Source organism: Azospirillum cavernae, assembly GCF_003590795.1.
GTDB classification, from domain to species: domain Bacteria; phylum Pseudomonadota; class Alphaproteobacteria; order Azospirillales; family Azospirillaceae; genus Azospirillum; species Azospirillum cavernae.
The window spans coordinates 454,345-465,978 of the sequence record NZ_QYUL01000004.1; the positions used below are offsets into that span (position 1 = coordinate 454,345).

General features: G+C 68.2%; 9 protein-coding genes and 3 pseudogenes. 9 read left to right on the plus strand and 3 right to left on the minus strand.

What is annotated here, in order from left to right; translation table 11 throughout:
• Positions 1–2 precede the first annotated feature (2 nt).
• Positions 3–2,246, plus strand: a complete 2,244-nt coding sequence (locus D3877_RS25195) for a xanthine dehydrogenase family protein molybdopterin-binding subunit (RefSeq protein ID WP_119833530.1) — start codon at positions 3–5, stop codon at positions 2,244–2,246.
• 199 nt (positions 2,247–2,445) lie between these two features.
• Positions 2,446–2,992: pseudogene (locus D3877_RS30675) on the plus strand (transposase); the annotation flags it as partial.
• Positions 2,993–3,103: 111 nt separating this feature from the next.
• Here D3877_RS30675 and D3877_RS25205 read toward each other — a convergent pair.
• Together D3877_RS25205 and D3877_RS31095 are read right to left on the minus strand one after the other, a co-directional pair.
• Complete coding sequence (locus D3877_RS25205) at positions 3,104–4,138, minus strand: AraC-like ligand-binding domain-containing protein (protein ID WP_238475081.1); 1,035 nt, start codon at positions 4,136–4,138, stop codon at positions 3,104–3,106.
• A gap of 84 nt (positions 4,139–4,222) precedes the next feature.
• A pseudogene (locus tag D3877_RS31095) lies at positions 4,223–4,345 on the minus strand (ISAs1 family transposase); the annotation flags it as partial.
• 35 nt (positions 4,346–4,380) lie between these two features.
• Between D3877_RS31095 and D3877_RS25210 the strand changes: the two are divergent.
• The 7 genes and pseudogenes from D3877_RS25210 to D3877_RS25240 all read left to right on the plus strand — a co-directional run.
• Positions 4,381–4,508 (plus strand): annotated as a pseudogene (locus tag D3877_RS25210) (IS3 family transposase); the annotation flags it as partial.
• A 151-nt stretch (positions 4,509–4,659) separates the two neighbouring features.
• Positions 4,660–5,754, plus strand: a complete 1,095-nt coding sequence (locus D3877_RS25215) for a LacI family DNA-binding transcriptional regulator (RefSeq protein WP_238475073.1) — start codon at positions 4,660–4,662, stop codon at positions 5,752–5,754.
• Positions 5,755–5,808: 54 nt separating this feature from the next.
• The gene (locus D3877_RS25220) at positions 5,809–6,837 is read left to right on the plus strand and encodes an ABC transporter substrate-binding protein (protein WP_119833534.1); all 1,029 of its coding nucleotides are present in this window, start codon (positions 5,809–5,811) and stop codon (positions 6,835–6,837) included.
• Positions 6,834–7,679 (plus strand): ABC transporter permease, encoded by an 846-nt coding sequence (locus tag D3877_RS25225; RefSeq protein ID WP_119833535.1) that lies wholly within the window; start codon positions 6,834–6,836, stop codon positions 7,677–7,679. Before D3877_RS25220 ends, D3877_RS25225 begins: the two co-directional genes overlap by 4 nt.
• A 5-nt stretch (positions 7,680–7,684) precedes the next feature.
• Positions 7,685–8,491 carry an ABC transporter permease gene (locus tag D3877_RS25230; protein WP_199720959.1) on the plus strand — a complete coding sequence of 269 codons (807 nt, stop codon included), beginning with the start codon at positions 7,685–7,687 and terminating at the stop codon, positions 8,489–8,491.
• 10 nt (positions 8,492–8,501) lie between these two features.
• A complete protein-coding gene (locus D3877_RS25235; protein WP_119833536.1) occupies positions 8,502–9,563 on the plus strand; it encodes an ABC transporter ATP-binding protein in 1,062 nt (353 codons plus the stop codon).
• A 47-nt stretch (positions 9,564–9,610) separates the two neighbouring features.
• The gene (locus tag D3877_RS25240; RefSeq protein ID WP_119833537.1) at positions 9,611–10,429 is read left to right on the plus strand and encodes a phosphodiesterase; all 819 of its coding nucleotides are present in this window, start codon (positions 9,611–9,613) and stop codon (positions 10,427–10,429) included.
• A gap of 537 nt (positions 10,430–10,966) precedes the next feature.
• Here the strand turns inward: D3877_RS25240 and D3877_RS25245 are convergent.
• Positions 10,967–11,632: a hypothetical protein gene (locus D3877_RS25245; RefSeq protein WP_119833538.1), complete on the minus strand. Its 666-nt coding sequence runs from the start codon at positions 11,630–11,632 to the stop codon at positions 10,967–10,969.
• Positions 11,633–11,634 lie beyond the last annotated feature (2 nt).

The window sequence follows — 11,634 nt, forward strand, 5'->3', positions numbered from 1 at the left end:
CCATGCTGCATCATCTCATCCGACAGGCCGCCCAGTCCGGCTTTCCAGACGAATCCTTTGGCCGGACGCTGGTCCAGGTCGCGCCGTCGCGCCGCAATTTCCTGAAGGCCGCCGGGGCGGGCGGCGCGCTGATCCTGGGCGCGCATCTGCCCCTGCCCGCTCTGGCCGCTGGCGGCGCGCCTCCCGGAATCGTCGGTCCGGCGGACCCGCGCCCGCATCTCTTCGTCATCATCGCCCCCGACAACACAGTCACGGTGCTGGCCAAGCATCTGGACAAGGGGCAGGGCATCGTCACCGGGCTGGCCACCATCGTCGCCGAGGAGTTGGACGCCGATTGGGCGCAGATGCGCGGGGCCTTCGCACCCGCCGACAGCAAGCTCTACGGCAACCATTTCTTCGGCATTCAAGGCACCGGCGGCTCGACCGCCATCGCCAACAGTTGGGACGAGCTGCGCATGGCCGGGGCCGCCGCCCGCGCCATGCTGGTCGCTGCCGCCGCCGCCCGCTGGAACGTGCCGGCGGGTGAGGTCACGGTCGCCAAGGGCGTCGTCTCCCACGCCGCCAGCAACCGCCGCTTCACCTTTGGCGAGTTGGCGGAGGACGCGGCCAAGCTGCCGGTCCCGCAGAAGGTCGCGCTGAAGGCGGCGAAGGATTACACCCTGATCGGCAAGCCCGGCCTGCACCGGCTGGACCATGTCAGCAAGACTGACGGCAGCGCGATTTTCGCCATGGACATCCGCCGCCCGGGGCAGGTGACGGCGGTGCTCGCCCGCTCCCCGCGCTTTGGCGGAACGGTCAAGAGCGTGGACGACAAGGCGGCCCGCGCCGTGCCGGGGGTGCTCGACGTCCTGACCCTGCCGGTCGGCGTCGCCGTCATCGCAAAAAACACCTGGACCGCGATCAAGGGCCGCGAGGCGCTGAAGATCGTCTGGGATGACAGCAAGGCGGAAACGCGCGGCACCGATCAGATGCTGGCCGATTACCGCAAACTGGCGCAGACGTCGGGCGCGGTCGCCGCCGACAAGGGCGACGTCGCCAAGGCCTTCGCCGGAGCGGCGGCGGTGGTCGAGGGCGAGTTCGTGTTCCCCTATCTGGCCCACGCGCCGATGGAGCCGTTGAACGCCACCGTCGCGCTGAACCCGGACGGCGGCTGCACCATCTGGGCGGGGTCGCAGTTCCAGGGCGTCGAACAGATGGTCGTCGCCCATGTTCTGGGCTGCAAACCCGAACAGGTGAAGATCGAAACCCAATGGGCGGGCGGCAGCTTTGGCCGCCGCGCCACCACCAACGCCGACTACATCGCCGAGGCGGCGATCATCGCCAAGGCCTATGGCAAGGCCCCGGTCCATCTGGTGTGGACGCGCGAGGACGACATCAAGGGCGGCCGTTACCGCCCGCTGTTCCTGCACACGATCAAGGCGGCGGTGGATTCCTCCGGCGCGCTGGTGGCGTGGCGGCAGCGGATCGTCGGTCAGAGCTTCATGGCCGGAACGCCGTTTGAAAAGATGATGGTCAAGAACGGGGTGGACGCGACCTCCGTCGAAGGGGCGTCGGACATGGCCTACGCCGTGCCGAATCTGGCGGTTGACCTGCACAGCCCGACCTCGCCGGTGACGACCTTGTGGTGGCGCTCGGTCGGCCACACCCACACGGCCTACGCCAAGGAGGTGATGATCGACCAGTTGGCCAGGGCGGCGGGCAAGGATCCCCTGGCCTTCCGGCTGGCGATGCTGAAGGACCATCCGCGCATGGCCAACGTCCTGACGCTGGCGGCGGAAAAGGCCGGGTGGGACAAGCCGCTGCCCAAGGGCAAGGGGCGCGGCGTCGCGGTGCATGAAAGCTTCAACACCTTCGTCGCCCATGTCGCCGAGGTGACGGTCAGCGACAAGGGCCACGTCACGGTGGACCGCGTCGTCGTCGCCGTCGATTGCGGGCAGGTCGTCAACCCCGACGTCGTCACCGCCCAGATGGAGGGGGCCACCGGCTGGGGCATCGGCCACGCGCTGCGCGGCGAAATCACCCTGACCGACGGTCTGGTCGATCAAAGCAACTTCGACGGCTTCCTGCCGCTGCGGATGTCCGACATGCCGAAGGTGGAGGTGCACATCGTCGATTCCCACGAACGCCCGACCGGGGCGGGCGAACCCGGCGTCCCGACGTCGGCCCCCGCCGTCGCCAACGCCGTCTTCGCGGTGACGGGCAAGCCGGTGCAGACCCTGCCCTTCAGCCGGGGCGGGATGGTGTAAACACCGCCACGCCGGTTTGCCGCGTCCGCGTTGGGCGCGGCAAGCCTTCGTGGTCTTCGCACGCGACAGGACTGGAGTTTCCCTGGAAAAATGGAGAGCCGCAGTTTTGGTGCAGCGAGGCGATGACCGTGTTGGCAGGTGGTGGTGCGGCCCTACAGAACAACTTCTTTTCCTTTTCGTGGACTGGTCAGCGCCCGGCATGCCGAACAAGCACAATGACGACCGCCGCCATCACATTCCGAAGATGCGGTTCCAGGTGACGAATTGGGCCGCGTCCGAAGCTGGCTTGCGTCTGCTCTCGGCGAAGCCGTGCTTCGCCTGACGCCGTCAGCGCAAGCTTTGCTTGCGTGAGAGGCGCGGCAGTCTGACGCTGTGGGTCAGCGACGCGGTGATCGCCGCCTAGCGGGCGGCGCCGCGCACGACGCCGGGCGGTCAGGCGCGCTATTCGAATCCTGTGATCGAAACGACGGTCATGGTCCGCCTCGTCTTCCATCAACCGCCGCGCCAGACCGAAGGGCTGCTCAGCTCGTTGCTGGACCTCATGGGCGTGGACCTGCCGGTTCCCGATCACCCTGGTGATCGACAGCACCGGGCTGAAGGTCTTTGGCGCCGGCGAGTGGCGCCGTGACAAGCATGGCGTGCGCGGGCGCCGGACCTGGGGAAAGCTGCATCTGGCCGTCGATGCGACCACCAACGACGGCGACGCCTCCCAGGTCGGGCCGTCGCTGGATCAGATGAGCGATCAAGCACGCCCGAACTCCGTCCGTAGCGCCTGATCGAAAGACGGGTCGGGCTTCGGTGCGTCCGCCCCCCCCTCGCTGCACCAACACCACAAGGTCCAGCGCCTTGTCCGAGCTTCACAGAATCGCCAGCTCGTGGAACCAGCGCTTGAAGGCATCGGTCGAACCGGCAGCCGAAGACCGCAACCCCTGCCTGCTGCTTCGCACGTCGCGTGGGGTCATTCCGAAGGCCGCCCTGAAGGCGCGGCTGAACGCCGCCTCCGACCGGAAGCCCCAGCGGTGGGCGATGTCGGCGACGCGCCGGCGCCGGTGCGAGGAGGTCAGATCCGCCAGACTGCGGTCGAGCCGCCGCCGCAGGATATAGGCGGCGACACCGCCCAGCGGCTCGAACAGCCGGTACAGGGTCGGGCGCGAGACGCCGAACGCTTCGGCGATCTGAGCCGCGCCGAAATCCGGATCGCCCAGGCACATGTCGATGTAGCGTTTGATCGCGGCCATGCGCGATGCCTGCATCTGCGGCCGGACGAGATCGAGCGCGTCGATGGTCGGCCCCAGGCAGCCGGCGACGAGGGCGGCGGTCCCCCGCGTCACCGTCAGGGCGTCGCGCGGCGACAAGGCCTCCGCCGCCCTGTAGAGCGAGCGGACATGGGCGGACAGCAAGGCGCCGAGAGGGCTGCCGCCCGGCAGCCCCAACCCGTGCAACTCGTCTGGAGCGGTCACCAGCGGGGCCAGCATTTCTCGCGGCAGGCAGAGGGTCAGGCTGTCGATGTCGTTATCGACGGTGTGGATGGTCTGCGCCAGATCCAGGATGCAGACGTCACCCGGCCCGACATCGACCTCGCGCCGTCCCATCACGCCCCGGGATCTTCCCTGGCGCTGCAACTGGACCAGATAATGGTCGATGCCGCTGCGGGCGATCAGCTGCCGGCTGCGGTCGAAGGACTGCGTCACCGTGGTGCAGCGACCGAGCAGCACGCTGCCCAAATGATAGGTGTGCAGGCTTCCGCGAAACGACCCCACGGCGTCCCTGGAGACGCCGACGTCGAAGATCGGCGACATCTGGTCGCGCCAGCGCCAGAAACCTTCCTCGGTCGGCATCTCCAGGCTGTCGAAGCGCAGGGCAGGGGACGTGTCCCCGATGGCGTCGGACATCGAACCCACTCAAATCGAACCGTCAAGAAAAGCAAGGCCATCGCCATTTGCATCTGTCAAGGCGCAAGCGGTCCCATCACAGGGTCATCGCATTTGGCCAATGATGGATCGGACGAATTCGTTGGACCATCCTGACCGTTTGCGCTTTCGGTGGACGGAGATGTCGGGTCGGGCGCGCTCCTCGTCGAAGACGACATCGAGCACCCAAGCGGTACACATCGGCCTTCGAGGCGAAGGTCGCGCTGGAGGCCATCAAAGGCGAACACACGCTGGCGGAGTTGTCGGCGAAGCATGTGCCCATCAGACGATGATCGCAGCCTGGAAGCGGCAGGCGAACGAGAGCATGGCGGCGACCTTTGCGGGGAAGGCCAAGGTCTCGTCGGGCCGCCATTCGCCAGCGCGACATCATCCCATTTCTGAACCAACGCCCTCCAACGCCGCCCCCGCGCGCTCCTGGTCTACGCATGGCGCAATGAAAACGTTTTCAATCTTCATGGAACCGTTTCCATAGCGTCACACGGTTGAAACAGCCCACACGCATCCTGCCGCCCGAACAGGAACGGCGGGTTAGGGCGATGGCGCGGACGGCGACGATACGGGATGTGGCGGCGAAGGCGGGCGTGTCGATCGCCACAGTCTCCCGCGTGCTGAATGGCAGCGGCGTCACCACGCCGGAAACCGCCGAAAAGGTGCGGCTGGCGGTGGCCGCCCTGACTTTCCGTCCCAGCACCATCGGCCGCAGCTTGAAGGCGGCGCGCACGCGCACGGTCGGCGTGCTGATCCCATCGCTCTCGAATCCCGTTTTCGCCGAGAGCGTCGCCGGCATCCAGGACGCGGCGGACGAAGCTGGTTACAGCGTTCTCATCGCCTCGACGGACTACAGCCCCGACCGCGAAGCGCGGGCCATCGAAAGCCTGCTGTCCAACCGGGTGGAAGGGCTGGTGCTGACCGTCGCCGACGCCGACCGCAGCGCCTCGCTCGACACGCTCGACGCGGCGCAGACCCCCTATGTTCTGGTCTACAACCAGCCGCTGACCTCCGGGCGCGCCCATGTGTCGGTGGACAACGTCGCGGCGGCGCGGGCGATCGTCGAGCGGATGACGGCGCTTGGCCACCGCCGCATCGGCATGGTCGCCGGGCGCTTCCTGCATTCCGACCGCTCCTGCCGCCGTCACGCCGGTTGGCTCGCCGCGCTCGCCACCGCCGGACTGCCCGCCGGGCCGGTGATCGAAGTCGATTTCACCGACACCCGGCTGGCCACGCGCCTCGCCCCCCATCTGACCGGCGCGGACCGCCCGACCGCCCTGTTCGCCTCCAACGATCTTCTGGCGCTGGCCACCATCCGCGCCATCCGTGACCTTGGCCTGTCGGTTCCGGGCGACGTCTCCGTCTGCGGCTTTGATGGGATCGAGGTCGGCGCGCTGGTCTCACCCAGCCTCGCCACGCTGGTGCAACCGGCCCGCGCGATGGGCCGCGCCGCCTTCGAGACCCTGCGGGCGGGATTTGCCCACGAACCGCAAGGCGCCGTCCTCACGCTGCCCTTCGAGCTTCGCATGGGCGAATCCCTCGGCCCGGCCCCGCTGGCGCCTGCCGCCAATCCCACCCCCAAATCCTAAGCTCCCCCTCACTCTGAACGGCCCCTCTCATTCTGAACGGAAAGACCAGACATCATGCTCAAACCGTTTGTTCTCGGCGTGGCCGCCCTGGCCGCCATCGCCTCCACCATCGTCGCTCCGGCCCCGGCTGCTGCTGCGACTGCCCAACAGACCGCCATCTGCTACAATTGCCCGCCGGAATGGGCCGACTGGGCCGCGCAGCTCAAGGCGATCAAGGATGATCTCGGCATCGCCGTGCCGTTCGACAACAAGAACTCCGGCCAAGCGCTCGCCGCCATGATCGCGGAGAAGGACAAGCCGGTGGCCAACGTCGTCTATCTCGGCGGCCCGGCTGGCATCCAGACCAAGGCGGCCGGGGTCATCACGCCCTACAAACCGGCGGTTTGGGACCAGATCCCGGCCGACATGAAGGACCCGGACGGCGCATGGTTCGCCATCCATTCCGGCACGCTGGGCTTCTTCGTCAACACCGAGGCGCTGGGCGGCAAGCCGGTCCCGCAGAGCTGGGCCGACCTGCTGAAGCCCGACTATGCCGGGATGGTCGGCTACCTCGACCCGACCAGCGCCGCCGTCGGCTATGTCGGCGCGGTGGCGGTCAATCTGGCGCTGGGCGGCGACTACGCCAACTTCGACAAGGCGATCGGCTGGTTCCAGGCGCTCCAGAAGAACCAGCCCATCGTGCCCAAGCAGACCTCCTACGCCCGCGTCCTGTCCGGCGAGATCCCGATCCTGATCGATTACGATTTCAACGCCTACCGCGCCAAGAACACCGACAAGGCGCCGACCGCCTTCGTCATCCCAGCGGAGGGATCGGTCTCCGTTCCCTACGTCATGGCGTTGGTCAAGAACAGCCCCAACCCGGAGAACGGCAAGAAGGTGCTGGACTATGTGCTGTCCGACAAGGGCCAGGCGCTGTGGGCGAACGCCTTCATGCGTCCGGTGCGCGCCGTCGCCATGTCGCCCGACACCGCCGCCAAATTTCTGCCCGCCTCGGACTACGCCCGCGCCAAGCCCGTCGATCTCGCCCGGATGGCCGAGGCGCAGAAGGGCTTCATGACCCGCTATCAGGCGGACGTGAAGTGAGCGTGACGGCCCGGCTCGATCCCCAGTCGCGGGACTCCCTGCGGTTGGCCGCCTTGCTGGCCCCGACCGCCGCGCTGTTCGCCGCCTTCTTCCTGCTGCCGTTGGCCCGCCTCTTCGTCATCGGCGGCGGCGGGGACGAGGGCTGGGCTGTCTACGCCACCATCCTGACCAACCGCAACCATCTGGACAGCCTGATCGCGACGCTTCTGCTGTCGGCGGGCGTCACCGCCGTGACGCTCGCCGTGTCGACCGTGGCCGGGCTGTTCCTGGTGCGCCACCGCTTTCCCGGCCACGCGATTCTGGTCGCCATGCTGACCTTCCCGCTGGCCTTCCCCGGCGTGGTGATCGGCTTCATGGTCATCATGATGGCCGGGCGCCAGGGGTTGATCGGCGCCATCACCCAGGCGCTGACCGGATCCAAGCTGGTCTTCGCCTATTCAATGACCGGGCTGTTCCTGGGCTATGTCTATTTCTCGATCCCGCGCGTCATCCTGACCGTGATGGCGGCGGCGGAAAAGCTCGCCCCCCGGCTGGAGGAGGCGGCGCGCTCGCTGGGGGCGTCGCCCTGGCGGGTGGTCGCCGACGTGATTCTGCCGGCCCTGAAACCGGCGCTGCTGTCGGCGGGCGCCATCGCCTTCGCGACCTCCATGGGCGCCTTCGGCACCGCCTTCACGCTCGCCACCCGGATCAACGTGCTGCCCATGACCATCTACACCGAATTCACGCTCCAGGCGAACATCGCCACGGCGGCGGCGCTCAGCTTTCTGCTTGGCCTCATCACCTGGGCAGCGCTGGCGCTGGCCCGCAGCTTCGCCGGTTCCTCCGTCGCGGCGGCGGGGTGACGACGATGACCACCATGACGCTCTCCCGACGCGGCCTATCCTTCTGGGCGCAGTTGGTCTTCACGCTTCTCGTCTGCGCCTTGCTGATGGCGCCCGTGGCGATGTCGATGCTGGCTGGCGTTACCGCCAATTACTTCGTCGGCATCAAGAGCGGCCTGACCCTGCGTTGGGTTGAGGAGGTGTGGCGGCTCTACGCCGACACGATCTTCCTCTCTTTACGCATCGCCTTTGCCTGCCTGGGCTGCACGCTGCTGCTGGGGGTTCCCGCCGCCTACGCGCTGGCCCGTCGGCAGGGGGCGGTCGCCCGAGCGGTGGAGGAGCTGCTGATGATGCCGGTGGCGGTCCCCGGCCTCGCCACCGCGCTGGCGCTGATCGTCACCTATGGCGGCGTCGGCGATCTGCGGCGAAGCTGGCTCTTCATCTTGATCGGCCATGTCCTGTTCACCTTGCCCTTCATGGTGCGCGCCGTGTTGGCGGTGATGACCTCCATTGATTTGAAGACGTTGGAGGAAGGGGCGGCCAGCCTGGGGGCTGGATTCGCCCGGCGCTTCTTCAGCGTGGTGCTGCCCAACTGCCGCTCCGGCATTCTCGCCGGTTCGTTGATGGTGCTGACCTTGTCGGTCGGCGAGTTCAACCTGACCTGGCTGCTCCACACGCCGATGACCAAGACGCTGCCGGTCGGGCTGGCGGACAGCTACGCCTCGCTGCGGATCGAGATCGGCAGCGCCTACACCCTGGTCTTCTTCATCATGATCGTGCCCAGCCTGATCCTGCTTCAGTGGCTCGCCCGCCACGACCGTTCCGCACCGTGAGACCTTGACCATGACCGACCGCTTCCACCTCGACGCCGTTCCAATCCGCTTGGAATCCTGCGGCAAGACGTTTCCCGGCGGCAGCCGCGCGCTGGAGCCGCTGGATCTGACCATCCGGGGCGGCGAGACCATCGTCTTTCTCGGCCCGTCCGGCTGCGGCAAGACGACGACGCTGCGCATGATCGCCGGGCTGGAAAGCCCCGACCCCGGCGGGCGCGTCTGGTTCGGCGAGGAGGACGTGACCGCGCTTCCCATCGAGCGGCGCAACGTCGGCATGGTGTTCCAAAGCTACGCCCTGTTCCCCAACATGAGCGTGGCGGAGAACGTCGCCTACGGCCTGAAGGTCCGCCGCGTCGAACGCGCCGACCGCGAGCGGCGGGTGGAGGAGATGCTGGATCTGATGCATCTCGGCGCGTTCGCCGGGCGCCGCGTCGATCAGTTGTCGGGCGGGCAGCGGCAGCGGGTGGCGCTGGCCCGCGCGCTGGTGGTTCGCCCGCGCGTGCTGCTGCTGGACGAGCCGCTGACGGCGCTCGACGCCAAGCTGCGCGACAGCCTGCGGCTGGACATCGACCGGCTTTTGCGGGGGTTGGGCGTCACCGCCGTCTACGTCACCCACGATCAGGGCGAGGCGATGGCGTTGGGCGACCGCATCGTGGTGATGGCCAAGGGGCGCGTCGCCCAGATCGGCACGCCGCGCGACATCTACCATCGCCCGACCGACGGCTTCGTCGCCGATTTCATCGGCGCCATGAACCGCGTCAGCGGTCAGGCGCAGTCCGGCGCGTTGCGGCTTGGGCGCGGCGCCTTTCCCTGGAGCGGGCCGGACGGGCCGGTCGAGCTTCTGATCCGACCGGAGGACATCGCGCTCGCCGCCGAGGGGGAGGAGGACACGCATCTCGACGGCCTCGTCGCCGCCGCCGTCTTCCTTGGCGACCGCACCCGGCTGGTGGTGGAGACGGGCGACGGCCCGCCCCTGACGGTGGACGCCGCCAGCCGCAGCGGGCTGGCGCGCGGCGACCGGGTGGGGCTGCGCCTCGACCCGTCCCGGCTTCTGAATCTTCCCCAGCCTTGAGCGTTCTCGGCCTCAACCGTCCATTTTTGACCTTTCAGGCGCCCCCCATGCTCATCGTCCAGATCACCGACACCCACATCAAGCCGCAAGGTCGCCTCGCCTATGGTCGGGTCGACACCGCCCTGTTCCTCGAACGCGCCGTCGCGGCCATCGGGGCGCTGGTCCCGGCGCCCGACCTTGTGCTGCTGACCGGCGATCTGGTGGACAGCGGCGGCGCCGACGAATATGACCGACTGACAGAGCTGCTCCGCCCCCTGCGGGCGCCGCTCTTCCCCGTGGCCGGCAACCACGACGAGCGGTCCGGCCTCGCCCGCGCCTTTCCCGAATTGGCGGCGCGCGTCAACGGCAATCCCTTCTTCCAGTACACGGTGGAGGATTGGCCGGTCCGCCTGATCGGGCTGGACACGGTGCTGCCCGGCTCGGGCGCAGGCGAACTGTGCGCGGAACGGCTGTCTTGGCTCGACGCTCGCTTGTCCGAACAGCCCGACCGCCCGACCATCGTCTTCCAGCACCACCCGCCCTTCGCAACCGGCATCGGCCACATGGACCGGCTCGGCCTGACCGGGGCGGCGGCGCAGGCGGCGGTGATCCGTCGCCACCCGCAGGTGGAGCGGGTGTTGTGCGGCCATCTGCACCGACCGATTCAGGTCCGCTGGGCTGGCACGCTGGCGTCCACCGCGCCGTCCACCGCGCACCAAGTGGCGCTCGACCTGCGCGACGAGGCGCCCTCGGCCTTCGTGATGGAGCCTCCGGGCTACCAGATCCACGCGTGGCGCGCCGAAACCGGCATTGTCAGCCACACCGCCGCCATCGGCGCCTTCGATGGCCCCCACCCCTTCTTCAAGGACGGCAAACTGATCGATTGAGCCGATTGTCACGTGCCTGGATGTTGGCGCCTCACCACCCTGGAAGCCCAGATTGCGCAGCGGGAGGCGCTCGCACTCCAGGCCAAGCGAGACGCAGCTTATCAGAAGATACCCAAACATCTCCCTGATGGCCGTTGAACCACGTCAAACGTTTGGTTTCCGGCGAATTGCCAAACGGACCGGCGGGAGCGAACTGCGGTTTCGTCAGGGACGGGGCGGGTGGAACGGACACGCCCGCTTCGGACGACAGGTCCGGTTGGCGCAGCAGATGCTGCGTGCGGAACCCCTGGACGCCGGTCCACCGGGCGCCCGCGAGGCGGCAGCGCCGGGTCTTCCGCTTCGATCAGCATCTGGCCGAGGAAGTCCAGAGTTTCGCCGATGGACACCGGCATCGCCCATCCTCTGGCCGGTCGTCGCGCAGCGCGCGGCACAGATGCTCGGCCAAAAACAGGCGTTTTCGATGCCAACGGCGATGACGGCGCAAAGCTTCTCTTTGGAGGGCGTCAAAAAGCCGCCAAATTCGACACCCACATTCCCTCAATCGGCCGCCAGTTCAATCAGGGGATTGGCCTCGCCCCAGCCCTTTGGGTCATCGGCGACATGGGCGCACCAAGCGCGCAAGGTCTCGATATGGCCGTGTTCGGTTGCGGGGATGGCGCGCAGTCGGCGCGCCCACGCGGCGACGGACGGAACGGCTTCGCGCCGCCGGTCGCGCCAATGCCGGATGCGCCAGCCCGCCGCCTCCACCGTTTGGCGCTGGGTCGCCGAATCGATCATGCGCATGGTGTCGCCAAAGGCGGTTCCCGGTGGCGCTTCATCCTGGCCGTTGACGCGCGCCACCAATCGGCCGCAGGTCTCGCGCAGCAACGCCAGCAAGCGCCCCTTGTCGGAGACATGGCAAAGCGATTCCAGCAGCACCGCGCTGTCAAACCAGCCCGGTGGGATCGTCCGCGTGGCCACGCCCGCCGAACCATGCGCGAGCGGGGTGGTCAGCTGGCGCCGCCACAGCCGGGGCTGGCCTGCGTCATGCCCGGCGCCTGTCCGCATGCGGTGATCGGTCACGCGGGCGGCGCTGAAGGCGGTGAGCGGCGGGCGACGCTGGTTCTCGCCGCTTTCGACCGCGCTCCCGGCGACCCGTCGGCCACCGGCCTGATCACACCGGCCCCATCCGGGTTCGGTCTGATGGCGCGTCGACGCCGTCATTC